Below are 24,997 nucleotides of genomic sequence, written 5' to 3' on the forward strand. Positions count from 1 at the left end.
CGGACCGGAACGCGGTTTCCGGTCCGACATCCGGACATTCTCCCGACAAGTGGACGGGGGCCGGACCGGACGGATGCTGCGACCGGCGGATGCCGGACCCTGGCCGGGTCAGGCCACGCGGGGGTCGCGCGTCGCGGCGAGCTCGCGGCCGAAGGTGCGGGCGTCGGCCTCGGCGTTCTCCTTGAGCTCGCGCGCCGTGTCGGTGAACGCGTCGAGCGCCGGGTTCACGCCGACGAGGGTGAAGGGACGCTGCACGACGCGCAGGTCGAGGCCCCAGACGTCTTCGAGCACGCGGCGCAGCCAGCCGGTCGAGTGGTCCCAGCCCTCCTTGGGTGAGCCCGGGGCGTAGTTGCCGCCGAGCACCGTGACGAGCGTCGCGGGCTTGCCGTTCAGCGCGGTGCCGGTCGGGTCGATGCGCGGGTCGGTGTAGGCCAGGTCGAACCAGGTCTTGAAGTGCTGCGAGACGCCGTAGTTGTACAGCGGAACGGCGAACAGCAGGGCGTCGGCGCCGATCAGCTCGTCGGCGAACGAGGTCGCGAGCGCGCGGGCGTCGTTCTGCGCGGAGGTGCGCTGGGCCTCGTCGACGAAGCCGCCGGTGACGGCATCCGCCCAGGCGGTCGCGGGCACGGGGTCGCTCGCCAGGTCGCGGCGGGTGACGGTCGAGTCGGGGTGGGACGCGGTCCACTCGGCCTCGACGAGGTCGGCGAGCGCGCGGCTGGCGGACGACGCGGGAAGGATGCTGGCATCCAGGCGGAACAGGGACATGGGCCTACCTCTCGTTTTCGTAGTCGCTAGGTTTTTATTAGCGACATCGGTTAACGTAGCACGGGTAGGATGTGGTCATGGCCGAGGTCGAGGAAGAACGTCAGGTGTGCGACGCCGCCGTCACACTGGCGTTCAGCGTGCTCGGCAAGCGGTGGAACGGCATGATCGTGTCGACCCTCGGCGGCGGCCCCTCGACGTTCGTGGCACTGCGCCGCGCGGTCGCCGGTATCAGCGACACCGTGCTCTCCGACCGGCTGGCCGAACTCGCCGATGCCGGACTCGTGGCGCGCACGGTCGACGCGGGCCCGCCGATCACGGTGTCGTATGCCCTCACCTCCAGCGGCGAGGGACTGCTGCCGATCCTCGACCAGCTCGGCCGCTGGGCATCCGCCAACCTCGCCGAGCGCGCACACTGACGCGGCACGTCCGCAGCACTATCCCCACCTCCGGCTCGCGCGCACTGATACGGCATCCGCCCCTCACCTGCATGACCGAACGACGGATGCATGCGAAGACACCGAGGAATCCTCATTCATCCGGGTTTTCCTCATGCGTGTGGACGCCCCACCGCCGTCACCAGGGGCTGGGCTCGTAGTCCTTCAGGAACACGCCGTGCACATCTTCGCCGGCCTCGCCGCGCACGATCGGGTCGTACACGCGGGCCGCGCCGTCGACGAGGTCGAGCGGGGCGTGGAACCCCTCCTCGGCCAGGCGCACCTTCGTGTAGTGCGGGCGCTCATCGGTGATCCAGCCGGTGTCGACGGCGGTCATGAGGATGCCGTCCTTCTCGAGCATCTCGCCGGCGCTGGTGCGGGTGAGCATGTTGAGCGCGGCCTTGGCCATGTTCGTGTGCGGGTGCCCGGGCCCCTTGTAGCGGCGGGAGAACTGCCCCTCCATGGCCGACACGTTCACCACATACTTGCGGTGCGAATCGGATGCCGCCATCGACGCGCGCAGACGACTGATGAGCAGGAACGGCGCCGTCGTGTTGGCCAGCTGCACCTCGAGCATCTCGAGCGGATCGACCTGCTCGATCGACTGCACCCAGCTGTTGACGCGGTTCACGTCGGGCACGAGTCCGCCGGCGTCGATCGCGGTACCGTCGGCGTGCTTCTCGAGCGACGACGACCCGGGTGCCATCGCGAGCCGGGCCAGGTCTTCGGCCGTGAGCGCCTGGCCGCCCTGCTCGGCGACCGTGCCGCCGAGGGCCGCGACCGAGAGGAGCGGATGCGCGTCGACCGAGGCCTGCAGCGCCTGCGGGTGCGGGTCGGCGGTGTGCCCGAAGGTCTCCATCTCGGGAAGCGGTCCGTCGGGAAGCGGCTGCAGCTCGGCATCCGCCAGCAGCGAGTACGCACCCGGCGAGCGGCGCACGGTCTGCGCGGCGTTGTTGATGAGGATGTCGAGCGGACCCTGAGCCGCGACCGAGTCGGCGAGGCCGATCACCTGGGCGGGGTCGCGCAGGTCGATGCCGACGACGCGCAGGCGGTGCAGCCAGTCGCCCGAGTCGGGCAGGGCCGAGAAGCGGCGAACGGCGTCGCGCGGGAACCGGGTCGTGATCGTGGTGTGCGCGCCGTCGCGCAGCAGCCGCAGCGCGATGTGCATACCGATCTTGGCACGGCCGCCCGTGAGCAGGGCGCGCTTGCCCGTGAGGTCGGTGCGGGCGTTGCGCTTGCCGTGGCTGAAGCGGGCGCAGTCCGGGCAGAGCTGGTGATAGAAGGCGTCGACCTGCGTGTACGGCTGCTTGCAGATGTAGCAGTTGCGGGGCTTCAGCAGCTCGCCGGCGATGGGGGCGTCCACCACGCTGGTGGCGAGGTCGTGGCCGCGGGTCTCGTCGTCGATGCGGTCGGGCGCTCCGGTGGCGGTGCGGGCGACGACGGCCTTGTCGGCCTCGGCGATCGCATCGCGGATCTCCTTGCGACGCACGCGCTTGACGGCCTTGAACATCGCCGCGGTCGCGTGGCGCACGGCCACGAAGTCGGGGTGCTCGTTGTCGATCTGATGCAGTTCGGCCAGTACGCGAAGGGTCGTGGCGAGATCGTCGGGGTCGACGCCCGGTCCGAGGTCGGGTGCAGCGTCGGAGGGGGCGTCGGTCATTGTGCTGATTTTACGCGAGCGTCCTGGGCATCCGCCCCGCCGGCATCCGTCCCGCCGGCATCTGCCCGCCCCCGTTGTCGAGTGCACGGCTTGTCGCCGAGTGCACCGGCTGTCGACGCAGGCAAGCCGTGCGCTCGGCAAGAACCCGCGCACTCGGCGGGATGCGACGCGCACGCGGAGTGCGCCGCGTCAGACGAGGGCGCGCTGGCGACGGAGCGCGGTGAGCACGGCGCCGTTCGCCCCGGCCCACTCGCCGAGCGTGGCCGGCACGATGGGCGGAACACGGTGGAACGAGGCGCGCTCGCCGACGTAGCGCGCAGCGAGCGTCACGAGCTGGTGCGGCGCCTGCGCGAGGCCGCCGCCGATCACGATGCACCCCGGATCGACGAGGGCGCACAGGGTGAGGATCGCCTCCGCGAGCGCCGACGACGCCCGTTCCACGATCGCGGTGGCCACGGCATCGCCGCTGCTGCTCGCCGCCAGCAGCCCCTCCGGACCGCCCTTTCCGCCGACCGCGGCCCACGCCCGCCGCAGGGCGGGCGCGCCGATGATGGTCTCCAGGCAGCCGCGGCGTCCGCACGAGCAGATGCTGCCGTCGGGTTCGATCGTGATGTGTCCGAGTTCGCCGGCCGAGCCGTGCGCTCCGGGGACGACCTGTCCGTGCGCCACGTGTGCGCCCGCGATCCCGGTGCCCAGCGCGAGCACGAAGACGTCGTCGACACCGGCGCCCGCGCCCCACGAGGCCTCGGCGACCGCGGCGGCGTGACCGTCGTTGATGACGTCGACCGGGATGCCGAGTTCGTCGCTGAGCTGCGCGCCGAGCGGGCGGCCGTCGAGCGTGGGGATGTTGGTCGAGCGCACGACCACCCCTGCCGCCTCGTCGACGAGTCCGGGGATCGACAGCACCACGCGTTCGAGGTCGGCATCACCGCGGAGCGAGGTCGCGATCGCGGCGAGCCCGTCCACGGGCGCGTCCTTGGGCGTCGCGTGCCGGCCACGGGCGAGGGGGGTGGGCGGCGCGTCGAGCGAGGTGCGCGCGGGCGCGAGCAGGTGCTTCACGCTCGATCCGCCGACATCGAGCCCGAGCACGACAGGGCCCGCGCCGTGCACGAGGGTCGCTCTGGCGGGTTCCTCCCGAGTCACGGGGCCATCACCCGGGCGGCCGCACGGGCCTCCCGCCGCAGCGCCTGCTTGTCCGGGTCGGGAACCGGCACGGAAGCCAGCAGCCGTCGGCTGTACGGATGCTGTGGCGCGAGGAGCACGTCGTCGGCGGAGCCCGTCTCGACGATCTCGCCCTTGAGCATCACGGCCACCCGGTCGGAGATCTCGTGAACCACGGCGAGGTCGTGGCTGATGAAGAGGCACGCGAAGTGCATCTTCTCCTGCAGGGTGCGCAGCACCTCGAGCACGGCCGCCTGCACCGAGACGTCGAGCGCCGAGGTGGGCTCGTCGGCGATGATCAGCTCCGGTTCCAGAGCGATGGCGCGGGCGAGGCCGATGCGCTGACGCTGCCCTCCGGAGAGCTCGTGCGGGTAGCGCGAGGCGTAGTTCGTGGGCAGCTCGACGGCGTCGAGCAGCTCGGCCACACGGGTGCGACGCGTGCTCGCCGAGGTCGGGAAGCGCCGCCGCTGCACGAGCAGGGGTTCGGCGATGGCCTCGCCGACGGTCATGCGCGGGTCGAGGCTGGAGCCCGGGTCCTGGAAGATCGCGCCGACGCGACCGCGCAGCGCGCGCTCCCGACGCCCGGAGACGCCACCGCGTCCGACCTTCTCGCCGAACAGGGTGATCCCACCGCTCGACAGCGGCAGGAGTCCCAGTGCCGCGCGTCCGAGGGTCGACTTGCCCGATCCGGATTCGCCGACGAGGCCCAGGATCTCCCCCGGAGCGATGCGCAGGCTCACGCCGTCGAGCGCGAGGAACGGTCGTCCGCCGCGGCGATAGGTGACGCTGGCGGCATCGAGCTCGAGCACCGCGGCGGGGACCTCGGTCTCGGGCTCCCGTTCGATCACGCTCGCGAGGTCGGGCAGCGACGGCACGGCGCTGAGCAGCTTCTTCGTGTAGTCCTCGCGCGGCGCGGTGAGCACCGTGCGGGTGTCGCCCACCTCGACCATGGTGCCGCGGAACATCACCGCGACCCGGTCGGCGATGTCGGCGACGACGCCCATGTTGTGCGTGACGAGCAGGAACGCGGTCCCCGACTCGGCCGCGAGACCGCGGATCAGGTCGAGGATCTCGGCCTGCACGGTCACGTCGAGCGCGGTCGTCGGCTCGTCGGCGATGATCAGCTGCGGCTCGCACGCGAGGGCGATCGCGATGACCACACGCTGACGCTGACCACCGGACAGCTCGTGCGGGTAGCTCTTCGCCCGACGGGCGGGCTCGGGGATGCCCACGCGCCGGAGCATCTCGACCGCACGCTCCCAGGCCTCAGCCTTGGAGATGGTGCGGTGGTTGAGGATCGCCTCGGTGATCTGGTCGCCGATCCGCATGCTCGGGTTGAGCGCGGTCATCGGCTCCTGGAACACCATCGAGATCTCGGCACCGCGCACGGCGTTCATCTCGGCTTCCGCGAGCGGCAGGAGCTCGCGCCCGGCGAGCCTGATCGACCCGGTGACCGTGGCCGAGCGCGGCAGCAGCTTCAGGATGGCCATGGCGGTGACGGACTTGCCCGAACCGGATTCGCCCACCAGCGCCAGCACTTCGCCGGGGCGCACCTCGAGGTCGATGCCCTTCACGGCCTCGACCGACCCGTCTTCCGTGCGGAACGTGACCGTGAGGTCGGAGATCTCCAGCAGTGCGTCGCTCATGCGGCACGCCCCTTCACGTCGAAGAAGTCGCGCAGGCCGTCACCGATGCTGTTGAAGGCGCAGACGGTCAGCACGATGCAGAATCCGGCGGGGAAGATCAGCCACCAGGCGCCCGCGTACGTGTAGGTGATGCCGCTGGTGAGCATGGCGCCCCAGTCGGTCGCCGGCTTCTGCAGCCCCATGCCGAGGAACGAGATGTAGGCGACGAGCAGGATCGCGTCGGCGACCTGGAACGTGGCGTTCACGACGATCGTGCCGACGGTGTTCGGGACGATGTGCTTGAGCACGGCCCGGGAGTGCGTACCGCCCATCGCCCGCAGGGCCAGCACATATTCGCGCGACTTCAGCGAGATCGATTCGGCGCGCACGAGACGAGCCGGGACCAGCCAGGAGACCAGGCCGATCACGCAGATCATCAGCGGGACGCTCGGGCGCAGGATCGCCGAGAGGATCAGCAGCAGGAAGGTCGCGGGGATCGCGATGCCGGCGTCGACGACGCGCATCATCACGGTGTCGACGGCGCCGCCGACGTAGCCGGCGATCGCTCCCCAGAGGGTGCCGATGACGGTGGCGAGGATGCCGGCGGCGAGGCCGATCAGGATCGAGATCTGCCCGCCGACCATGAGCCGTCCGAGCACGTCGTAGCCGACGTCATCGGTGCCGAGCGGGTGGCCGGGGCTCCCCGGCGGCAGCATGGTGCTGCGCAGGTCGGTGTGGATCTGGTCCGTCGGGTGGATCAGCGGACCCAGGAAGCAGAAGAGCAGGAACAGCACGATGGTCACGATGCCGAAGACGGCGAGCTTGTTCTGCAGGAAGCGGCGCGTGCCCCGCTGACGCGGGGTCAGCGTGCGCATCACGATGGTCGTGGTGCTCACGAGAGCTCCTCTCGGGTGCGCGGATCGAGCAGCGCCTGGATGATGTCGGCGAGGAGCGATCCGATGACCGTCGCGAGCGCGATCACCAGGATGCAGCCGATCAGCACGGGGTAGTCGGAGGTCTGCGCCGAGGTCCAGAACAGCAGGCCCATGCCGGGGTAGTTGAAGAGCGATTCGACGACGATCATGCCGCCGAACATGACCGGCAGGTAGTAGCCGAGCATGGCGATCACGGGGGTCAGGGAGTTGCGCACCACGTGGCGGGTGATCACCACGGGCACCGAGGTGCCCTTCGCCCTGGCGGTGCGGACGTAGTCCTCGGAGAGGTTGTCGATCGTGGCGGAGCGCATGTACCGCGAGAACGTCGCGATGATGCCGAGCGCCGCGGTGAGCACCGGCAGCACGAGGCCGGCCGGGTTCGCCAGCACGTCGCCGACGGTCTCACCCTGCGGCGCCTGGGCGGGCACGAGCCGCAGCCACTGGGCGAACACGATCACGAGGATCAGGCCGAGGAAGAACGACGGCGTCGAGTAGACGATGAAGTTCCAGGTGGTCAGCGCGTAGTCCGCGGCCTTGCCGCGGCGCACGGCCTGGAAGATGCCCATCGGGATCGCGATGATCAGTGCGAAGAGCATCGAGATGAGGGCCAGGATCAGCGTCTTCGGAAGACGCTGGCCGATGGCATCCGCCACCGGTCGGTTCAGTTTGAACGAGTCACCCAGGTCTCCCTGCACGAGCTGCAGCAGGAAGTTGAAGTACTGCTGCCACAGGGGCAGATCGAAGCCGTTCTCCTTGTTGAAGGCGTCGATCTGCTCCTGCGATGCCTGCATGCCGAGGATGCCGGCGGCCGGCCCCTGCGGCATCGCGAGGTGGAGCAGCGCGAACACGATCAGCGTCACGATGAGGATGACGATCCCGCCCTGGCCGACCCGTCGCAACAGGTACCACCAGAACCGCGGGCCGCCGGCCCTCTCCTTCTTCTGCTGCGCGTTCTGCGCTGCTTCCACCACGCTCATGTCACCTGCTCGTTACTTGGTCCAGGACCAACGCTGGGGAAGGAACGACGCGCCCGGGTCCTGGTGGGCGATGTCGAGTCCGTCACGGACGACGGAGACCTGGTACACCGGGTTCGGCATCCACATGACCGGGAGGTCGGTGGCGAGGTACTCGGAGTACTTCTTCGCGATCTCGGGGTCGGTCGAGAAGGCCATCGCCTGGACGAGCTCCTCGGCCTCGGGGTTGTCGTACTGTCCGGCGTTCCACTTGGTGTCCTTCGCGAAGACGCGCTCACCGGTGGCGTACGGCGGGAAGTACCAGCTGCCCGCGGTGCCGAAGAAGACGAGCTCCCACGTGCACGAGCTGCCGGTCTTGCACTCCTGCGCCTGCGTGAGGACGGTGTCGAGCGGCTTGGAGTCGATCGTCATCTTGACGCCGATCTTGCCGAGCGACGACTGGATCTCCGCCATCATGTTGTCGGTCTCCTGCGAGCCGTTCTGCGTGGTGACGACGATCTCCGCCTTGTCACCCGCGGCGATGCCCTCGCCGCACTGACCCTCGGCTGCGCCGGCTTCGGCGCACTCGAGCGTGCCGTCGGATCCCTTGACCCAGCCGTTGTCGGTGAACAGCTTCTCGGCCTTCTTCAGGTCGAACGGGTACGGGTTGTCCTTCTGCACGTCGGACAGTCCGCTGGAGTCCGCGGTCTGCGGGATGGGACCGTAGTCGGGAGTCGCCGCACCGTGCCAGACGACCTCGGAGATGGTCTCCTGGTCGATGGCGTGCTGCAGTGCCTGACGCACGTAGAGCTGCTTGTAGAAGGAGCCCTTCTCGGGGTTGGCGAAGTTGTACGGCATGTACGTGATCGACCAGCCGGCCCACGGCTCGATGCTGTAGCCGAGGTCCGTGAACTGCTTCTCGTTCGTGAGCTGCGAGCTCGTGACGTAGCCGTAGTCGACGTCACCGGAGCGCACGACGTTCATCTCGGCGTCGGCCGACGTGAACGGCAGGAACTCGACGTTCTCGATGCTCGGCTTGTCCTCGCCGGTGTACTCCTTGTTGGCGGTGAGTTCCACCAGGCCCGAGTCCGACCAGCTCTTGACCGTGTAGGGACCGGCGACGGTCTTCCACAGGTCGTTGGTGGCGTAGGTCTTCATGTCCTCGGCCTCGGAGAAGAGGTAGTCGAGCACCGCGGTCGCACCGGCCTGGTCGCGGTCGTGGTCGCCGATCTCGCCGTCAGCGCTGGTCTTGTCCCAGACGTGCTGCGGCATCGGGTAGATGAGGCTGAGCTGGTTGCCGAGGAGGAACTCCTCGTTGTAGACCTTGTCCATCGTCAGCGAGAACGTCTTGTCGTCGATGGTGGTGAACTCGGTGATGTTGTCGGGCATCAGGCCGGCGGAGTAACCACCGGTCTTCTCGCCGTTGAAGCGCACCAGGTTGTACCAGAACTCCACGTCGCGCGAGGTGACGGGCTCGCCGTCCGACCAGTCGAGGTCGTTCAGCGTGATGGTGATGGTCTTGCGGTCCTCGGAGAATTCGTAGGACTTGGCGGCGGAGGCCAGCTCGTCCCAGCCCATCTCGCCGTCGACGCCGTTGTACTCGAACAGGCGCGGCCACATGGTCGCCTTGATGGCGCTGTTGTGCGTGGCCATCTTGTCGGGCGACGAGATCGGCAGGATCCAGTTGGGTCCGGTGCCGACCTGCAGGGCGAAGCTGACGGTGTCCTTCTCGCCCGAGCCGGTGTCGCCCGAGGCGCCACCCTGACAGGCGGTGAGGGCGAGCGTCGCGACGGCGAGCGCACCCAGGGGGGCGAGCAGCCGGCGGCGCAGCGACTGAGATCGCATGTAAACCTCCTTGTTCAACGCCTCACAACCAAGGCGTTCGTCCGATTTATGACGTACTTTGAATCATGCCCGAACTAAGTTCAGGGCAGAAGACGGTCTTGTTACGTTTAAGTAACTAACTTTGTTCGATCGCGGCGTAAAGCTGCGGAAGCTCGTCAGCCGACCATCTCGGCCGCGAGATCCGGCGCCTCATCGAACGCGTCGAACGGATGCATCGGGCGCTGGATGCGGTGGTGACCGAGCCGCTCGAGGTCCTGATCCACCCCGCCCGGAGTGAGAGCGAGCGTCCAGCCGCGCATGATGGCGTAGAGCTCGGGCTCGAGGTAGCCGATCTTGGTGACGACGATCTGCGCGGCGACCGGGTCGAGTCCGATCGAGGTGAAGTCGGAGACGTCGTGGTACGCCTTGCGGAACTCCGTGACGATCACGTGCAGGCCGCCGACGCGGATGACCGCGATACCGCCGGCATCCACATCGCCCTCGTGCAGGCTGTGCAGCACTCCCTCGACGAGGACCGGTCCGTGCGGGCCGCTGTCGACGCGCGCGCCGACCTCGACCGACACCCGCTCACCCACGGCGTGACCGCGGAGGACGTCGAGCGCCCCCTTGTCGAAAACCGAGCCGCACAGCGTGACCGGGGCGTCGTCGGAGGTGAGCTCGGGCTTCTGCAGCAGCTGCGCGAGGGTCCAGGTGACGTCGCCCGTGCCGCCGGCGCCGGGGTTGTCGCCCGAGTCGCTGATGAAGTACGGGGTGTCGGTGGCGGCGAGGCCGGCCGCGACACCCTCGTCGAGGGTTCCGGGAGGGCCCACGAACTCGAAGTCGTCGCGCACATCCCAGAACGCACGACCGAGCTCCTCCGCCGCACGCGCGGTCGCCGCATCGTCGGTGCCGGTCACGACCACGGTCGCGTGGCAGCGGGGCTCGTCGGCCCAGGCATAGCCGATCCAGATCGCGGCGTCGGTGATGCCGGGGCGCGCCTCGATCTCGGGGATGCGGGCGTACAGGCTCTTCGCCGGCTCCACGCGGGTGCTGGTCTTCTCACCGGGGAGCAGGATGGGCACGCGCACCCAGGCGCGACGCGGGGTGACACCGCTCTCGAGCGCCTCGACGAGGTTGCGGATCGCGCGGTCGCGGGTCTCCCACGTGTCTTCGTGCGGAGCGAGGCGGTAGCAGGTGATGATGTCGACGTTCTCGATCAGGGTGCGCGAGACGTTGCCGTGCAGGTCCATCGATGCCGACACCACGACGTCGGCGCCGATCACCTCGCGGATGGCGGTGATCAGGTCGCCCTCGGCGTCGTCCATGCCCTCGACGCTCATCGCGCCGTGGATGTCGAAGAAGAGGCCGTCGAGCTTCTCGCCGTCGGCCACGAGGGCCCGCAGCCCGTCGCAGATGCGCGCCTTGATGCTGTCGTAGACCTCGCGCAGCACGGCACCGCCGGGGATCGATCGGGCGTAGTAGACCGGCAGCCACTCGGCACGGCCGCGCATGTCGCCGTCGCGCAGGGAGTCGTAGCGGGTGATGAGCTCTTCGCCCTCCACGCGCAGGAAGTCGCGTTCGCCGGCGCGATGCGGCGAGAAGGTGCTGGACTCGATGGCCATGCCGGCGATGGCGATGCGCGGGAGCGGGGACGTCTCGGTCATACTCCGAGTCTAGATCGGACCTCGAACCAAAACTTGCATCTTGTTCCGCATGGTCGCGAACTTGAGCCGATAATCGAACCTACTACGCGGCGGTCGTGCGCAGTTCCTCGTCGATCCGGGCCGGGTCGAGCATCCGCTCCAGCAGCTCCCAGGCCACACCGCGCGCACCGGCGAGCGCGCCGGCTCGGCTCACGCCGATCTCGAGAGCATCCGTCGACATGGGCAGGCAGAGGGTGAAGAGCGCCTGTCGCACGCCGGCGACGAACGCGTCGGCCGTGGCCAGGCGCCCGCCGAGCGCGAGAGCCTGCGGGTTGAAGAAGTTGATGATCGTGGCGAGCACCTCGCCCGTGCGCGCCCCGGCCTCGCGCAATGCGGAGGTGGCCTTGGGGTGGGCGTCCTGCGCGAGCGCGAGCACGTCGTCGAGGGTCTCCACCGCGACGCCGGACTCGCGCAGCGCATCCACGATCGCCGCACCGCTGGCGACCACGTCGAGGCAGCCGACCCGACCGCACGAGCAGATGATGGGCGGGGCGTTGTGCAGCGCGACGTGGCTGATGTCGCCGGCGACCCCGCGGTACCCGCGGTAGACGGCACCGTCGAGGATGATGCCGCAGCCGATGCCGCTGCCCGCCTTCACGAAGACCAGCTGCTCCTGCTCGCCGCCGCGCTCGATGAACTCGCCGACGGCCATGGCGTTCGCGTCGTTGTCGATGAGGAACGGGAGTCCGGTGACCGAGCCGAGCACCTCGCCCACGTCGACGCCGTTCCAACCGGGCATGCGCATGGGCGCCAGCAGGCGCGAGGTGCGCGAGTCGACGGGGCCGGGCAAGCTCATGGCGATGCCCTCGACCGTGAGGCCGCCGTTGTCCTTCGCGAGCGTGCGCGCGCACTCCCACACCTGGTTCACGACGCTCTCGACGCCGTCGAGGAGCGACACCTGCGCGACGGTCGAGGCGACGACCTCGGCACGCCGGTCGAACAGCGCCACCGTGGCGTGCTGCTCGCCGAGCTCGACTCCGGCGACCACACTCCCGCCTGCTTTCACCGTGAGCACGCGGGGGCGACGGCCGCCGCGCGACTCGCCCTCGCCGTTCTCCTCGATGTAGCCGTGGGCGATCAACTCTTCGACGCGCAGCGCGACGGTCGAGGGGGAGAGTCCGGTCAGGCGGGCGAGGTCGGCGCGGGACTGGGCCGCCCCGGTGCGCACCAGCCGGAAGATCTCACCCTCGGAATGTACGGTCTGGGTAGCCGGCGCCACGGTGTCCTCGAATCATCTTGTTTCGGTAGTCAAACAAAGATAGCCCCAGGACTGGAGGAGTGTCACCCCCTGTGCGTCATGCGCCGACGCCCGGTTCGACTCCCGGTTCGCCTCCCGCCCCCGCCGAGTGCACGGGATGCTGCTCCGTGCACGGGCTCTTGACGCGAACGCGCCGTGCACTCGGCACGAAGCCGTGCACTCGACTCGGCGAAGGGGTGGGGGCGGTGCGGACCGCCCAGGGCGCAGACTGGACGCATGACCGAACCCGACCCGTACCTGCTCGGCCCCGGACTCCTGCCGACGCCCTTCACCGCCGCCGAGATCCGCGATGCCATCGGATCGGGGAAGCTGATCCGGCTGCTCCTGGAGGGGCCCGACGGCCCGCTGGGCGAACACATCAACCGCTTCCGCGACACGGACGACGAGGGCGCGACCCTCGACCGCTGGGCCGCCGCAGACCCGAAGGCCGTCGTCTCGAACCGGGTGACCTGGGCGGAGCTGCAGGGACATGCCGCCTTCGACGCGGGGACGACGAGCGTGTCGACCGTCACACTGTCGACACCCCTCGGGCAGCTCACCTGCCGCCGGTACGACACCGACGACGGCGTCTTCTGGTTCTCGATCGATCACCCCGGGATGCCGGTGCAGTACGAGTCCGACGGCATGCGGACGACGGTGCTGAGTATCGAGTCGGACTGAGTCCGGCCGCACGCACGATTCGCCGAGGTGCGGACGAATCGCGGAGCTTCCCGTGGGGATTGTTCCGCTCATCGTCGGCGCCTCGGCGAATCGTCATGCCGAACCGGCGCCGAGATCAGTGTCCGGCGGCGCCGACCACCACGAACTCGTTCGGCACGACGTCGAGGGTCGCCTCGGCCGACACCTGACCGGTGTGCAGGTCGACCGCGAGGATGCGGTCCTTCGCCGGCTCGGTCACGTAGGCGATGTCGCCGACCACGTGCAGGCCCGGGTGCGGCTGCTGCCACTCGGTCGGGCTCTCCCACGGATCGATCACATCCCAGGCGTCGACGAGCTCGCCTGACTCGTCGAGCAGCGACAGGCTGCCGTCGGCCCCGAGCACCACGACGTTGTCGTGTCCGTCGCGTCCCACCCCGCGCCAGGTGTACTCCACACCTTCCGGGAGGTCGACGATCGACATCGTCTGCGTCGCGGTGTCGATGCGCGCGAGCTGCGACAGCAGGTAGCCCTCCTGGTCGGGGTCGGTCTTGTAGTCGCCGAAGGCGATCGCGCTGGTGTCGCTCACGTACGCGTTGCCGGTGCGACCGAACTCGTCGGGGGCGTCGATCTTGGTGAACGCGCCGGCGTCGAAGAGCAGCACGCCGTCTTCGCAGCCGAACATCACGACCTCGCCCTTGAGAGCCCCCTCGCCGTGCACGCTCGGGCACTGCTCGTTGCGGGTGAGCTCGGTGCCGTCGGCCGCGAGGTGACGGACTCCGCTGCGCGCGTCGGCCGTGCCGATGGTCAAGAGGATGCTGCCGTCGGCGAGCTCGAGCGCCACACCGTGGTGGGCGGCCTCCGAGGTGATCGTGTCAACCTCGGGAAGGGTGCCGGTGCCGACGGCATCCGTGTCGAAGATCCGCACCTCGCCGGTGCCGTCGTCGAACAGAGCCGTGCGTCCGGCATGCGGAACCGCGTGGCCGGCGGCTTCGGCGTCGAACACCTCGCCGGTGAACTCGACGGTGCCGGACGCCAGTCCGGAGTCGAGCACGTGGAACCCGTCTTCCGCGGTGACGAAGACGTGCCCGTCATGGTCGCCGGCACCGTTGACGCGCAGGAAGCCGCCGAGCTCGACCTGCCCGATGGTGTCGAGGGTCTCGCCGTCGAGCACGAGCACACCGCCGTCGTAGGTCACGGCGACGCGGGTGTCGCCTTCGTGGTGGTCTTCCGGTGCGGCGCCTGCGGTGTTCTCGGCGGCGGGCCCGGGGGTCGCACATCCGGCGAGCGCCACGGCGGCGATCACGCCGAGGGCGCCGATCGCGAGGCGGCTGCGGGGTCGGGACATGGATCGTCTCTCTTTCTTCTGGGTGGGTGCGCGGGATGCGCGGCGACGACCGGAGTCGTCGAGGGCTCAGCCGACCTGCTGCACGAACCAGGGGTCGAGGTCGGCGAAGGTCCGAGTGACGGTGCCGTCGCCGTGGTCGATCTCGTGCACGACGCCGGTCGCCGGATCGATCACGTAGGCGTGCCGGGCGTCGACGAGCAGCTGCACGCGGTCGCGCAGGGCGGGGTCGGCGACGGATGCCGCCAGCAGCGGTTCCGTGCGGGCCAGCACCGCGCCGTCCGCGGCGAGCACCCGCACGCGACCGTCGGCATCGATCACGACCGTGCGACTGTCGTCGTCACCGAGCGCGACGGCCCGCAACAGCGGCACGTCGGAGGGGAGCAGCATCCACTGCCGCTGTCGCACGTCCAGCAGCCACGCCCCCTGCTCGCCCGCGACTCCGGCGAGGTCGGGGCGGTCGGCGCGGCCGGAGAGGCTGCTCGTCGGGGTGGCGTTCACGGGGTACGGGATGGTCTGGGCGGCGATGGTGCCGCCGACCTCGCGGGTGAAGAGCACGGCCCCCTCGGCGCAGGAGAAGACGGCGCCGACGCGGGTGAGGTCGGCGTCAGAGGGGTCGGTGCACGGGACTGCCACACCCGGGACGCGGTCGCCGGCGGGGTCGAGCAGCTCGATCGTGGCACCGGCGGTCGGTACGAGCAGGTGCTCGGCGAGGAATGCCACGGGGCCGGAGGTGTCGGCAGTCACGTGCGGGGCGACTTCGAGCCCCTTGCCGAGTGCGTCGTGGGCGAGCAGGACCAGTTCCCCGCCCGCGAAGGCGACGGTCGCCCGCTGTTCACCGGCGACGACCGTGACGTCTCCTTCGCCCTCGAGGGTTCCGAGTGTCTGCGGGGCGCCACGGAAGGAGTGCGTGTGATCGCCGTGCGGCACGGTCCAGCGCGCGGAGTCGAACACCTCGACCGCGGTACCACCCTCCGCGTCGTGCGCGCGGTAGACGAGACGGCCGTCCCCGAAGAGACCGGCGATGCCGCTGCGGCCTGGCGCGAGGGTCGAGCGCTCTTCGGTGGCGAGGTCGAGGAGCGTGAGCTTGCCCCGCCCGTCGGCGATCACGAGCGCGCGGGCCGGGGAGGCGACCTCGGCCGCGCCACCCGCGTCGATGCCGTGCGCGTCGGAAGCGGTCGCGGCGGGTGCGGCGGGCGTGGGCGCTGCGGCCGGGGCACAGGCGGTGAACGCGAGCGACAGCGTGAGCGTGGCGGCGACGGATGCGGTTCGGCGGGGAGGTGGGTTCATGACGCTCTCACACTATTGAGAACGATTCTCGTTATCAAGTCGGGTGGCATCTCAGCCCGCCGCCGCGAGGCCGAGGCGCACGGAATGAAGGAGAAAACGTGAAACGAAGGAGCTGTGAGGCGGATGGCGCCTTCGAAGCGCGCGATCTCCTTCATTTCGCGTCATGCCCACGGCCGGTCAGCCCGAACGTCGGCACCCCGGCGTAGGGTCGCAACATGAGCAGCACAGCATCCGGAGAAAGTCGTGGAGTGGTCCCCTCCTACCTGCTCGCGCGCCTGGCCGAGTCGGGGCGTTTCCCCAAGGCCGCAGCCGCCGCGCGGCAGACGCTCACGGCGGGCCGCCCGCCGTTCCGCGCGCGCATCGACCTGTCGATCGACGAGAACGGCGACCTCGTCGCCCAGCTTTCGGATGCTCCGAACCGCACGATCAGCGACGCCGGCAACACGCAGCAGCTACCCGGAGCGGTGGTGCGTGGCGAAGACGACGGCCCGGCGGAAGACACCGCGGTGAACGAGGCCTTCGACGGGCTCGGCGCCACATTCGAGATGCTGCTGGCCGCATTCCAGCGCAACTCCCTCGACGACGCCGGCGCCCCGCTGAACGCGACCGTGCACTACGGCGTCGACTACGACAACGCGTTCTGGGACGGCGAGCGCATGGTGTTCGGCGACGGCGACGGTGAGGTGTTCCAGGGGTTCACCGGTTCGCTCACCGTCATCGGACACGAGCTCGCGCACGGCGTCGTGCAGCACACCGCGAACCTCGAGTACCAGGGGCAGCCCGGGGCGCTGAACGAATCCATCGCCGATGTGTTCGGAGCCCTGACCGAGCAGTACGCCCTCGGCCAGACCGCCGACCAGGCGACCTGGCTCATCGGCGCCGAGATCTTCACCGATGCCGTCGAGGGTGCGGCGCTGCGCTCGATGATCGCACCCGGCACCGCCTACGACGACGACGAGCTCGGCAAAGACCCGCAGCCCGACCACATGAGCGGTTTCGTGCGCACGACCGAAGACAACGGCGGGGTGCACATCAACTCCGGCATCCCCAACCGCGCCTTCGCCCTGTTCGCGACCGACCTCGGCGGCAAATCCTGGGAGCGGGCGGGCACGGTCTGGTACCGAGCTCTCACTGGAGGCCTGTCGAGCACCGCGACCTTCACGGAATTCGCCGACGCCACGGTCGCCGCCGCGACCGCGCTCGACGATGCCACGGCCGAAGCGGCTCGACGCGCCTGGAGTGCCGTGGGAGTCTATGAGGATGAGCGAGTCCCCTCCACCGACTGACACGCACGTCGTGATCGCGGTGGTGCGCACCGGCGGCATCGCGGGCATCCGTCGTCAGTGGCGGGTGGAAGCCGAGCCCGACGAAGCCGGGGAGTGGATCGACCTCATCGACGGCTGCCCGTGGGACGAGGAGACGGATCCCGGCACCGGCGCCGACCGGTACGTCTGGAGCATCCGGGCCCGCACACCCTCCGAGCGCCGGGAACGCGACGTGCCCGACTCCGCTCTCGACGGCCCCTGGCGCACGCTCGTCGAAGCGGTGCGCACGGCCGCCAGGCGCTGAACCCGCGAAACCGGGTCGGCACGACACGACACCACTCGACAGGAGAACCATGCTCACGGCGGAGGAAGCCGAAAGACTGCTCGGCGCGGCGCGTGAGGCCCACGCCCGCGGCGATCTGCTGCTGCACCTGCACGTCGAGGTCAGCCGCCTCACCGGAGTCCCGTCATCGTGGGGTTCCGCGGCGAACGAGTACCTGCAGAACGAGAGCGTCGGCTACTTCCTCGGAGAGGTCGAGCGCGTCGGCTGGCGACTCGAACACACGGGGTACGCGTTCGTCGGGTCCGGCGCGACGACATCCGAACGTGTGCTGAGCACGGGGACCGGTGTCGTGAACCACGGCGGCGTCTCGGGGTACTTCACCTTCCGTCGCGCGTCATCCTGAGGCGAAGCCTCGATCCCGCCACTCCCGATCAATCCGGTGTGAATCCGGCCCCGTCGCCGCCGGGCAGGTTCACAATGGAGACCATGGGACTGTTCCAGCAGAAGCCGGAAGAACAAGAGAACCAGTGGGTGCTGCCCTCTGAGCCGCTCGAGCGCACGGAGGCGGACGTGCTCGACACGGCGCCCGTCGTCGACCCGCTCTCGATCGGACTCGGCGCGGAGACCAGCGGCGACCTGAGCTCGGTCCTGTTCCCGGTCGCACCTCCCGCCCCCGAGGCCGTCGCGGCCGAGAACGGCGAGCCCGAGGCTGAAGAGGACTGACCTGCACCACGTCGCAGTTTCGCCACCGCGAGGCAGGGCAACCATCGATTGACTGCGACCCCGGTGCGAATCGACGAGGGGCCGCGCGGCTACGGTTGAGGGATGACGATCACCGCCGCCGCAGACGGCTCCGCCCTGGGCAACCCCGGCCCCAACGGCTGGGCCTGGTACATCGACGACGCGAACTGGGCTGCCGGCGGTTCCCCACACGGCACCAACAACCAGGGCGAGCTGCGCGCGGTCCTCGAACTGCTGCTCGCGACCGCCGGCACCGACGAGAAGCTGCTGATCGAGTGCGACAGCCGCTACGTGATCGACTCCGTGACCAAGTGGATGCCGGGCTGGAAGCGCAAGGGCTGGCGCAAGTCCGACGGCGGACCCGTGCTCAACCGCGACCTGCTCGAGGGCATCGACGAGGCGATCCGTGGCCGTGACGTCGAGTTCTCGTGGGTCAAGGGGCACGCCGGACACCCGCTCAACGAAGCGGCCGACGAACGCGCGAATGCCGCCGCCAAGGCATACCAGGCGAAGCAGGAACCGCGACGAGGACCGGGCTTCACGAGGGGAACGGATGCCGGCGCTGCCGTATCCGGGTCCGCGTCCGTCGCCGCATCCGCGTCGTCCGCATCGGCCGGTTCCGCGGCTGCCGGGACGAGTTCCGCGGGCGCGAGTGCGGTCACGACCGAGGACCGCGCCCGCTCGACCGCGGCAGCGGCAGCATCCGCCCCCTCTCCCGCCGCGGCCGCCGCGCTCGCGGAGCCGCTCTGGGCCGAAGCATCCGATCTGCTCGATGGCCTGGACTCCCCCGACGACGACCCGATCGAGCTGCGGATCCCCCTCTCCTCCGACGAGCACGCCCGCCTGCGCGACCGCGCCGAAGCACAGGGCGTCTCGCTCGAAGAAGCCCTCCGCCGCCTGATCTGAGCGTGGCCGCCGAGGCGTAAACTCGCCCCATGTCGACTCCTGCCCGCACCATCGGCCGCATCTTCCTCGGCGCCTCCCTCGTCTTCGCGGGCGTCTCCCACCTCACGGTGGCTCGTGAGGAGTTCCAGGCCCAGGTGCCTGAGTCGCTCCCGCTCGACCCCGACACGACCGTGCTCGCCTCCGGCGTGGCCGAGGTCGCGCTCGGCTCTGCTCTGCTGCTGGCACGACGCCGTCGGCGCACGGTCGGCACGATCGCCGCGCTGTTCTTCGTCGCCGTGTTCCCCGGCAACGTGGCGCAGTGGATGCACCACCGTGACGGTTTCGGCCTCGACACGGACATGAAGCGTTTCGTCCGGCTGTTCTTCCAGCCTGTGCTCGTCGCACTGGCGCTGTGGTCGACCCGCGAACCCCGACGCTGACACGCCGACACAGGGTCATCGGCGCGGACCCACGCCCGTCGGGACGGGCGCCCTCTGCGGCGCGACGGAACCTCGGAGGTCCGATCCGTAGACTCGGCGGATGAGGAAAAGGCGGGTGACGCAGCGGTGAAGGCGCGTACCGCCTTCGGCCTGCTCCGCCTCGGCGCTGCCGCCGTCTGCCTCGTGGCGCTCATCCATCGACTGAGCTGGGGGCTCGCGTCGCACACGATCGCGAGCCAGAACTTCTTCGCCTACCTGACCAACCAGTCCAACATCGCGTTCGTCGTGCTGCTGACGATCGCGGGGGTCATCGCTCTGCGCGCGGCGCGGGATCCGCGGTGGCTCACGGTGGCACTGGCACTCGTGCTGACCTGGACGATCACCGCCGGACTGGTGTTCGCGATCCTCGTCTGGCAGGCCGGCATCCGCGGCATCCGCATCGATGTGCCGTGGTCGGATCAGGTGTTGCACTTCTGGCTGCCGGCGCTGACGGTGGCGGCATGGGCCCTGGCGCCCGGCCACCGATCGGTGCCGTGGCGGGTGGTCCCGGTGTCCCTCGCCTACCCGGTGCTCTGGGGGGTCGCGACGATGATCCGCGGGCCGATGATCGGCTGGTACCCCTATTACTTCCTCGACCCGCGACAGGTGAGCGGGCCGCTGGAGTTCCTCGCCTCGGCGGCGATCGCGCTCGGCAGCTTCGCCGTGGTCTCGACCGTGCTCGTGCTCATCAGCCGGATGCCGCTGCCGAGACGGCTGCGGACGGATGCCGACGACGACCCCGACGCGCCGGACGACTCGCCTGCGGTCGACGGGGAGCACGTGCCGGAGGAATCCGCGCGGGAGACGGCGACCGCGCGGAGCTAGACGCGTCAGACGTCGCGGCGCCGGACGGCGCGGCGACCGTGGAACCGGCGCCAGACGACGACGGCGGTCAGATCCAGAGCGTGAGCGAGGCGAGGGCGGCTTCGAGGGCCGCCTTCTCGTCGAGCGCGGCGAAGTCCGCGGCAGCGGTGCCGCCGACGAGGCCAACGAGCACGTTCTCTCCGGTCGTCGGCTGCAGGTTGATCCAGGTCGGGATCAGCACATCGGCCCCCACGGCGTGCCAGATCGACTCCTCGTTCTGCCAGAACGGCTCGTCCCATCGCAGCCAGACCGTCTCGATCGCGCCCATGCCGAGAGCGGCGATCGCGCCGCGCTGCGAGAACGGGAGCGCCGGCTCGAACTCGATGCTGCGCTTCTGGAGCACGCCCAGCGGCACCGTCACGACGACCCGGTCGAACGACAGGGCCTCACCGGTGCCGAGGCGCACGCTGACGCCGGAGTCGTCGTACGCGATGCGCGCGACCGGGGAGCTCAGTCCGACCTGCACACCGTCGAGCGCGTGTTCCACGAACGGAGTGAGATCGTCGCGGGCTGCCTTCGGCTCACCGGTCGGCAGCGGCGGGGCCAGCCAGCTGGAGAGTGCGTCGGCATCGGCCCCCGTGCGGGTGGCGAGGATCGCGAGGAGGGCGGCGGTCGCGGGGTCGGCGGGATCGACACCCGCCGCGGTGAGGGCGTCGGCCACCGAGGAATCCTCGGGCGCCGCCTGCGCCGTCGTCATCGCGGCGGTGAACGGCTGCGGGTCGACCGGGTCGATGTCGGCATCCGGTGTGCGCCAGAGTTCGCCGGTCAGCTCGTCGATGCCGACATCGCCGCTGGTCAACTGATCGAGGACCTCGGAATCGTCTTCGCCGAAGAGCCAGGCGCCGAGCTGCACCGGCACCGGCCACGAGTCGTCGACCTGCGAGTGGACGCGTCCGCCCACGCGGTCGCGCGCCTCGAACACGGTCACCTGCACGCCGCGTTCGGCGAGCAGTGCCGCAGCCGTGGCGCCCGCGAGGCCGGCGCCGACCACGGCCACCCGCTCGCCGGAGCTGCCCGGGATCATGAGCTCTTCCGCGGCGCGGACACCCGAGGCGATGGCCCCGCGCACCGTGCCGGGAGCATCCTCATCGGTCGCTTCACCGGCGAAGAACACGCGGTCGTCGATGGGCAGACCCAGCGCGGTGCGGGTGCCGGCGACGACTCCGACGGGGGTGAAGCTGGCGGCGCCGAGGGCGAACGGGTCGGTGGTCCAGGTGCTGCGGACGCTGCCGGCCGGCGCGGGAACTCCGGGCGGAGGCTCGGGTTCGCGGGTGCGCGTGGGCGTCGGCGTGGGCGCGGGTTCGGGGGTGCAGGAGGCGAGAAGCACCGAAGCGACGCCGGCTCCGGCGCCGAGGAGCAGAGTGCGGCGCGTGATCCTCATCGTGTCGCCACTTTATCCCGAGCCGGGCGGTTCTGCCTCGGCGCGAGGGGTGGTGCGGCCGTTAGCCCGGGCATAACTCCTCAGAAACAGGCGCCGAATGCCGAGAACCGGCCGGATCCGCGGGGATCCGGCCGGTTCTTGAGGAGTTGTGAACGTGACGCCGCGGTCAGACGGCGAGCAGCTCCCGCTCCAGGCGAGCGAACGACGACTCCATGCCGTCGGCCATGCCGGTGGCGAGGATCATGTCGCGCGTCTCCTTGTCGGGGTATTCGATGAGCACCGTGACGAGGGTCGCGCCGTCCTCCTCATACAGGTTCAGGTCGTTGAGGGTCTCGGTCGGCAGGCCCTGCATCCGCTCGGTGGTGACCGCGCGGCGCGGGGCGTCGATCAGGAGCGCCTCCCCTTCGAAGCCGAACGGCTCCCCCTCGGTGTCGCCGACCGGCGCCCAGGAGTTCCGGTACGACTGGCCGACCTCGGTGGCGGCGACGCACTCCGTCATCTCCCAGCCGTCGGGACCGAGCATCCACTTGCGGATGAGCTCCGGCTCGAAGTGGGCGCGCCAGACCAGCTCACGCGGCCCTTCGACCAGACGGGTGATGCGCACGTGGGTGTCGTCGAGCAGCTCGACCCGCGTTCCCTTGCCCTGCGCGTATTCGCGGAGGTCCTGCAGCACGGCGTCCAGCTGTGCCATCGCCATCTTGATGCCCTCGACCTGGCCCATCTCGACGACCTGCTCGAGTGCATCGACCGAGTCGAAGTGGCTGGTCGTGACCATGCGGGTGCCCTCGGCGGTGGGCTCGAACGAGAACGACATCCGCTGCGCGGGGAAGCCCTCGAGCGGCGTGCCGGACTCGTCGACGAAGGAGTCGAGTACCTCGAAGCCGTTCGGCGCGTCGATGGAGAGGAACTCCCACGCCCCGGATGACTTCTCACCACGCGGGCCGTTCATCGAGTAGACCGCGCGTCCGCCGACGGTGTGGTCCCAGGCGGTGAAGGTGGCCGGCCATCCGGGAGGGCCCCAGAAGCGTTCGAGCTGGCGCGGATCGCTGTAGGCGCTCCAGACCCGCTCGATGGGGGCGGCGAAGTCGGCGACCACGGTCATCGTGAGGTTGTCGGCATCGGTGGTGACGTCGGTGACAGGCATTTCAGTCTCCTTGCTCGTTCTTCTGGGTGTCGCTGTTGTCGGATGGTCCAGACCGAGGCGTCTCGGCCAGCAAGTCGTCGAGCCGGGCGATGCGCGACCGCCACAGCTCTTCGTATCGGGCGAGGAGCGCCCTGGCGCGGGCGATCATCTCGGGGTTCGCGCGGACGAGCCGCTCGCGTCCCTCGGCGCGCTTGACGATGAGGTTCGCGGCCTCGAGCACGGCGACGTGCTTCTGCACCGCAGCGAACGACATCTCATATTCGGAGGCGAGGGTCGAGACCGACTGCTCACGCTCGATCGTCCGGCGCAGGATGTCGCGCCTGGTCGACGTCGCCAGTGCGTGGAAGACACGGTCGACCTCCGCTTCGCTCAGTTCTCTTTGTGCAACCATTTGGTTGTACGTTATGCCTGAGCGGAGGGGATGTCAAGGGGTCGGTTCTTCTTGTCCTCTTCTTGTCGAGATGGTGTGCGAGGACACATGTCCGCCGCGAGTGGCGCAGGCGAAGGTCAGTCAGTCTGGGCGCGCCGGGCACCGAGAGCGAACACCGCAGCGACGAGCGGCGAGGCGAGCAACTGGTAGGCGAGCCAGAACGTGCCCGCACCGAGGACATCGTTGAACGCCAGAAGCGCCGCGATGAAGGTGACGATGACCCATCCGCTGTCGTAGGCGACGAGGTAGCGGGTGTGCGAACCGGCGCCACTCCGGAGCGCGAAGGTGATCTCGGCGATACCGCTGGTGGCCACGAGCGCCGCCGTAGCGACGAGCAGCCAGGGCGGCGCATCCAGGAAATCGGTCATCACCTGGAGCAACACGACGTATATCGACGCGACGAGCAGCTTGAAGACGCCGTCGGCGAGAAACCCGACCCGGAGCCAGCTGACGCGGCGCGGCCGGGCGTCGCGGCTCACGTCGCTAACCGCGCTGTCATGCGCTGCAGGCTCCGACCTCGCCTGAGTCCGTACGACCGGCCGATCGCTGATGGATCGGTGGCGGCAGCGACCAGGGCGTTGGCCAGATCGGCGCGGCACACACTCGTGGACCCGTTCGCCTCGGGGACGAGCTGATAGTCGGTCGCCTCCGTGTCGATCAGATAGCCGGGCCGCACGATCGTCCAGTCGACGGAAGGTCCGCCGCCGCGGACGATCTGCTCCATCGCCTCGAGGTCGTCGTAGATGCGAGGTGCACTGCGGCGGACGAGCGGGCGCACCACGTGGCGGAACCACCATGGCTCGCCCGCACCCGAAGTGAGCACCGGCACCGCCGAGGTGACGACCAGGCGTCGCACGCCGTGGCGCCGCATGGCGTCGACCAGGTTCGCCGTGCCTGCCGCGCACACGGGCGCGGGATCCTGATTCGAACGCTTGCCCAGCGTCGAGATCACGGCGTCGGCGTCGGCCGGCAACGTCAGCTCCGCATCGGTCACCACTTCAGCCCGCTGCACGACGACGCCCGGCGGCCGGTCGTAGGGCCCGGAGTCGCGCACGATCGCGGTCACTCGATGACCGGCGGCAAGGGCCTGCTCGACGACGAATCGTCCGGTTCTGCCGGACGCGCCTGCAACCACGACGTGCATGTACACATCCCTCGCCTCGAACGACTTGAACACTGAGCATGACCTCAGCTAGTACAACTGTACTAGCACGGTAGAGTGACGTCAACGACAGGAACGACGGAAGGAAGGATGCCGTGTCAGCGACGCGACTGCTGATCCTTGGCGCGATCATCGAACGCGGAAGCGCGCACGGCTACCAGGTACGCAAAGACCTGGAATCCTGGCAGGTCGACCTCTGGGGCAACATCGGCCAGGGATCCGTGTATCACGCGCTACGTCGCCTGGCGGACGATGGGCTGATCGACAGAACCGACTCCGGCCACGGCACCGTTGGCCCCGCGCGCGTGGAGTACACGGTGACGAGCGCGGGGCGCGCGGAGTTCGTCACCCTGCTCGAACGCGCACTCTCCTCGGACGGCCGCGACATCGCCGAGACGATGGCAGGAATCGGATTCATCACCACCCTCACTCGCGACCGAGCCGTCGAACTGCTCCGGCTCCGCATCGAGACATTCCGGGCGCGGCGCGCGCGGGTGGCCCGCGAATACGAGAACCACCCGGACGAAGACTGGGGCCACCACGTCGAGGCGATCCAGTTCTGGGCGCACTCGGCGGACAGCGCCATCGCCTGGACGGAGGGCCTCATCGCCCGACTCGAGTCCGGTGCCTACGTGATGGCGAACGACGAAGCACCGAGCGACCCGGTCACTTAGCCGCCCGCGCGCCCCTCTCAGCCTCCCGTTTCGACGCGATCTATTGCACAGATCCGGACGAACGTCCGCCTGATCATGGTTGCGAACATCGCCGCGTTCG

At 69.7% G+C, this 24,997-nt stretch carries 26 protein-coding genes; 10 read left to right on the forward strand and 16 right to left on the reverse strand.

From position 1 onward, the window contains the following. Positions 1-108: 108 nt before the first annotated feature. Positions 109-765 (reverse strand): FMN-dependent NADH-azoreductase, encoded by a 657-nt coding sequence (locus tag OC372_RS16725; RefSeq protein WP_105710661.1) that lies wholly within the window; start codon positions 763-765, stop codon positions 109-111. 77 nt (positions 766-842) lie between these two features. Here OC372_RS16725 and OC372_RS16730 point away from each other — a divergent pair, with 77 nt between their 5' ends. Continuing rightward, positions 843-1,181, forward strand: a complete 339-nt coding sequence (locus OC372_RS16730) for a winged helix-turn-helix transcriptional regulator (protein ID WP_105710660.1) — start codon at positions 843-845, stop codon at positions 1,179-1,181. A 157-nt stretch (positions 1,182-1,338) separates the two neighbouring features. On the opposite strand, the gene OC372_RS16735 is transcribed toward OC372_RS16730, so the two are convergent. The 8 genes from OC372_RS16735 to OC372_RS16770 all read right to left on the reverse strand — a co-directional run bounded on the left by OC372_RS16735 (position 1,339) and on the right by OC372_RS16770 (position 12,279). Next, positions 1,339-2,859 (reverse strand): SDR family NAD(P)-dependent oxidoreductase, encoded by a 1,521-nt coding sequence (locus OC372_RS16735; protein WP_029261402.1) that lies wholly within the window; start codon positions 2,857-2,859, stop codon positions 1,339-1,341. 189 nt (positions 2,860-3,048) lie between these two features. Next, entirely contained in the window at positions 3,049-4,002 is a 954-nt protein-coding gene (locus OC372_RS16740) for an ROK family protein (protein ID WP_262002982.1), read from the reverse strand. Continuing rightward, on the reverse strand, positions 3,999-5,666 hold the full coding sequence (locus OC372_RS16745) for an ABC transporter ATP-binding protein (protein WP_262002984.1): 1,668 nt from the start codon (positions 5,664-5,666) through the stop codon (positions 3,999-4,001). The genes OC372_RS16740 and OC372_RS16745 overlap by 4 nt, the downstream gene beginning before the upstream one ends. Beyond that, positions 5,663-6,541: an ABC transporter permease gene (locus OC372_RS16750; protein ID WP_231481714.1), complete on the reverse strand. Its 879-nt coding sequence runs from the start codon at positions 6,539-6,541 to the stop codon at positions 5,663-5,665. The genes OC372_RS16745 and OC372_RS16750 overlap by 4 nt, the downstream gene beginning before the upstream one ends. Beyond that, a complete protein-coding gene (locus tag OC372_RS16755) occupies positions 6,538-7,557 on the reverse strand; it encodes an ABC transporter permease (RefSeq protein WP_081859906.1) in 1,020 nt (339 codons plus the stop codon). The genes OC372_RS16750 and OC372_RS16755 overlap by 4 nt, the downstream gene beginning before the upstream one ends. Before the next feature lie 12 nt (positions 7,558-7,569). Next, positions 7,570-9,378, reverse strand: coding sequence for a peptide ABC transporter substrate-binding protein (locus tag OC372_RS16760; RefSeq protein WP_105710657.1), 1,809 nt, complete (start codon positions 9,376-9,378; stop codon positions 7,570-7,572). A 155-nt stretch (positions 9,379-9,533) separates the two neighbouring features. Continuing rightward, positions 9,534-11,021, reverse strand: a complete 1,488-nt coding sequence (locus tag OC372_RS16765) for a M81 family metallopeptidase (RefSeq protein ID WP_262002991.1) — start codon at positions 11,019-11,021, stop codon at positions 9,534-9,536. Between the two features lie 82 nt (positions 11,022-11,103). After that, the gene (locus tag OC372_RS16770; protein WP_029261395.1) at positions 11,104-12,279 is read right to left on the reverse strand and encodes an ROK family transcriptional regulator; all 1,176 of its coding nucleotides are present in this window, start codon (positions 12,277-12,279) and stop codon (positions 11,104-11,106) included. A gap of 255 nt (positions 12,280-12,534) precedes the next feature. On the opposite strand from OC372_RS16770, the gene OC372_RS16775 reads away from it, so the two are divergent. Further along, positions 12,535-12,978 (forward strand): hypothetical protein, encoded by a 444-nt coding sequence (locus OC372_RS16775; RefSeq protein ID WP_262002994.1) that lies wholly within the window; start codon positions 12,535-12,537, stop codon positions 12,976-12,978. 115 nt (positions 12,979-13,093) lie between these two features. Here OC372_RS16775 and OC372_RS16780 read toward each other — a convergent pair whose 3' ends face one another. Both OC372_RS16780 and OC372_RS16785 read right to left on the reverse strand, forming a co-directional pair. Beyond that, positions 13,094-14,302: a hypothetical protein gene (locus tag OC372_RS16780; protein WP_262002996.1), complete on the reverse strand. Its 1,209-nt coding sequence runs from the start codon at positions 14,300-14,302 to the stop codon at positions 13,094-13,096. 66 nt (positions 14,303-14,368) lie between these two features. Continuing rightward, positions 14,369-15,589, reverse strand: a complete 1,221-nt coding sequence (locus OC372_RS16785; protein ID WP_262002999.1) for a hypothetical protein — start codon at positions 15,587-15,589, stop codon at positions 14,369-14,371. Positions 15,590-15,804: 215 nt separating this feature from the next. Between OC372_RS16785 and OC372_RS16790 the strand changes: the two genes are divergently transcribed. From OC372_RS16790 to OC372_RS16820, 7 genes are all read left to right on the forward strand, one after another. Next, complete coding sequence (locus tag OC372_RS16790; RefSeq protein ID WP_262003002.1) at positions 15,805-16,875, forward strand: M4 family metallopeptidase; 1,071 nt, start codon at positions 15,805-15,807, stop codon at positions 16,873-16,875. Further along, positions 16,850-17,158 (forward strand): protealysin inhibitor emfourin, encoded by a 309-nt coding sequence (locus tag OC372_RS16795; RefSeq protein WP_262003004.1) that lies wholly within the window; start codon positions 16,850-16,852, stop codon positions 17,156-17,158. The genes OC372_RS16790 and OC372_RS16795 overlap by 26 nt, the downstream gene beginning before the upstream one ends. 49 nt (positions 17,159-17,207) lie before the next feature. Next, positions 17,208-17,540 carry a hypothetical protein gene (locus OC372_RS16800; protein WP_091032854.1) on the forward strand — a complete coding sequence of 111 codons (333 nt, stop codon included), beginning with the start codon at positions 17,208-17,210 and terminating at the stop codon, positions 17,538-17,540. Between the two features lie 83 nt (positions 17,541-17,623). Next, complete coding sequence (locus OC372_RS16805; protein ID WP_029264106.1) at positions 17,624-17,860, forward strand: hypothetical protein; 237 nt, start codon at positions 17,624-17,626, stop codon at positions 17,858-17,860. Positions 17,861-17,962: 102 nt separating this feature from the next. Beyond that, complete coding sequence (locus OC372_RS16810) at positions 17,963-18,784, forward strand: ribonuclease H (protein WP_262003008.1); 822 nt, start codon at positions 17,963-17,965, stop codon at positions 18,782-18,784. Positions 18,785-18,813: 29 nt separating this feature from the next. Then, positions 18,814-19,203, forward strand: coding sequence for a DoxX family membrane protein (locus tag OC372_RS16815; protein ID WP_046746984.1), 390 nt, complete (start codon positions 18,814-18,816; stop codon positions 19,201-19,203). Positions 19,204-19,329: 126 nt separating this feature from the next. Continuing rightward, a complete protein-coding gene (locus OC372_RS16820) occupies positions 19,330-20,067 on the forward strand; it encodes a Pr6Pr family membrane protein (protein WP_258134139.1) in 738 nt (245 codons plus the stop codon). Between the two features lie 67 nt (positions 20,068-20,134). On the opposite strand, the gene OC372_RS16825 is transcribed toward OC372_RS16820, so the two are convergent. The 5 genes from OC372_RS16825 to OC372_RS16845 form a co-directional block, all read right to left on the reverse strand. Beyond that, positions 20,135-21,487 (reverse strand): flavin monoamine oxidase family protein, encoded by a 1,353-nt coding sequence (locus OC372_RS16825; RefSeq protein WP_262003013.1) that lies wholly within the window; start codon positions 21,485-21,487, stop codon positions 20,135-20,137. A gap of 166 nt (positions 21,488-21,653) precedes the next feature. Further along, entirely contained in the window at positions 21,654-22,631 is a 978-nt protein-coding gene (locus OC372_RS16830) for an SRPBCC family protein (protein WP_262003016.1), read from the reverse strand. Position 22,632: 1 nt separating this feature from the next. After that, a complete protein-coding gene (locus OC372_RS16835; protein WP_262003018.1) occupies positions 22,633-23,022 on the reverse strand; it encodes an ArsR/SmtB family transcription factor in 390 nt (129 codons plus the stop codon). 116 nt (positions 23,023-23,138) lie between these two features. After that, positions 23,139-23,540, reverse strand: coding sequence for a hypothetical protein (locus tag OC372_RS16840; protein WP_262003021.1), 402 nt, complete (start codon positions 23,538-23,540; stop codon positions 23,139-23,141). Then, a complete protein-coding gene (locus OC372_RS16845) occupies positions 23,537-24,205 on the reverse strand; it encodes an NAD(P)-dependent oxidoreductase (RefSeq protein WP_262003024.1) in 669 nt (222 codons plus the stop codon). The genes OC372_RS16840 and OC372_RS16845 overlap by 4 nt, the downstream gene beginning before the upstream one ends. 113 nt (positions 24,206-24,318) lie before the next feature. Here OC372_RS16845 and OC372_RS16850 point away from each other — a divergent pair, with 113 nt between their 5' ends. Next, complete coding sequence (locus OC372_RS16850; protein ID WP_262003028.1) at positions 24,319-24,897, forward strand: PadR family transcriptional regulator; 579 nt, start codon at positions 24,319-24,321, stop codon at positions 24,895-24,897. The last annotated feature ends 100 nt before the right edge of the window (positions 24,898-24,997 follow it).

The organism is Microbacterium sp. Mcb102 (assembly GCF_024519805.1).
GTDB lineage: Bacteria > Actinomycetota > Actinomycetes > Actinomycetales > Microbacteriaceae > Microbacterium.

Bases quoted from the DNA above. Each gene is read 5' to 3' on its own strand.
- OC372_RS16725 (WP_105710661.1), bottom strand. From the start codon at position 765: ATGTCCCTGTTCCGCCTGGATGCCAGCATCCTTCCCGCGTCGTCCGCC.
- OC372_RS16760 (WP_105710657.1), bottom strand. From the start codon at position 9,378: ATGCGATCTCAGTCGCTGCGCCGCCGGCTGCTCGCCCCCCTGGGTGCG.
- OC372_RS16785 (WP_262002999.1), bottom strand. From the start codon at position 15,589: ATGAACCCACCTCCCCGCCGAACCGCATCCGTCGCCGCCACGCTCACG.
- OC372_RS16805 (WP_029264106.1), top strand. From the start codon at position 17,624: ATGGGACTGTTCCAGCAGAAGCCGGAAGAACAAGAGAACCAGTGGGTG.
- OC372_RS16825 (WP_262003013.1), bottom strand. From the start codon at position 21,487: ATGAGGATCACGCGCCGCACTCTGCTCCTCGGCGCCGGAGCCGGCGTC.
- OC372_RS16795 (WP_262003004.1), top strand. From the start codon at position 16,850: ATGAGCGAGTCCCCTCCACCGACTGACACGCACGTCGTGATCGCGGTG.
- OC372_RS16765 (WP_262002991.1), bottom strand. From the start codon at position 11,021: ATGACCGAGACGTCCCCGCTCCCGCGCATCGCCATCGCCGGCATGGCC.
- OC372_RS16735 (WP_029261402.1), bottom strand. From the start codon at position 2,859: ATGACCGACGCCCCCTCCGACGCTGCACCCGACCTCGGACCGGGCGTC.
- OC372_RS16745 (WP_262002984.1), bottom strand. From the start codon at position 5,666: ATGAGCGACGCACTGCTGGAGATCTCCGACCTCACGGTCACGTTCCGC.
- OC372_RS16790 (WP_262003002.1), top strand. From the start codon at position 15,805: ATGAGCAGCACAGCATCCGGAGAAAGTCGTGGAGTGGTCCCCTCCTAC.
- OC372_RS16800 (WP_091032854.1), top strand. From the start codon at position 17,208: ATGCTCACGGCGGAGGAAGCCGAAAGACTGCTCGGCGCGGCGCGTGAG.
- OC372_RS16810 (WP_262003008.1), top strand. From the start codon at position 17,963: ATGACGATCACCGCCGCCGCAGACGGCTCCGCCCTGGGCAACCCCGGC.
- OC372_RS16755 (WP_081859906.1), bottom strand. From the start codon at position 7,557: ATGAGCGTGGTGGAAGCAGCGCAGAACGCGCAGCAGAAGAAGGAGAGG.
- OC372_RS16830 (WP_262003016.1), bottom strand. From the start codon at position 22,631: ATGCCTGTCACCGACGTCACCACCGATGCCGACAACCTCACGATGACC.
- OC372_RS16845 (WP_262003024.1), bottom strand. From the start codon at position 24,205: ATGCACGTCGTGGTTGCAGGCGCGTCCGGCAGAACCGGACGATTCGTC.
- OC372_RS16835 (WP_262003018.1), bottom strand. From the start codon at position 23,022: ATGGTTGCACAAAGAGAACTGAGCGAAGCGGAGGTCGACCGTGTCTTC.
- OC372_RS16775 (WP_262002994.1), top strand. From the start codon at position 12,535: ATGACCGAACCCGACCCGTACCTGCTCGGCCCCGGACTCCTGCCGACG.
- OC372_RS16780 (WP_262002996.1), bottom strand. From the start codon at position 14,302: ATGTCCCGACCCCGCAGCCGCCTCGCGATCGGCGCCCTCGGCGTGATC.
- OC372_RS16815 (WP_046746984.1), top strand. From the start codon at position 18,814: ATGTCGACTCCTGCCCGCACCATCGGCCGCATCTTCCTCGGCGCCTCC.
- OC372_RS16730 (WP_105710660.1), top strand. From the start codon at position 843: ATGGCCGAGGTCGAGGAAGAACGTCAGGTGTGCGACGCCGCCGTCACA.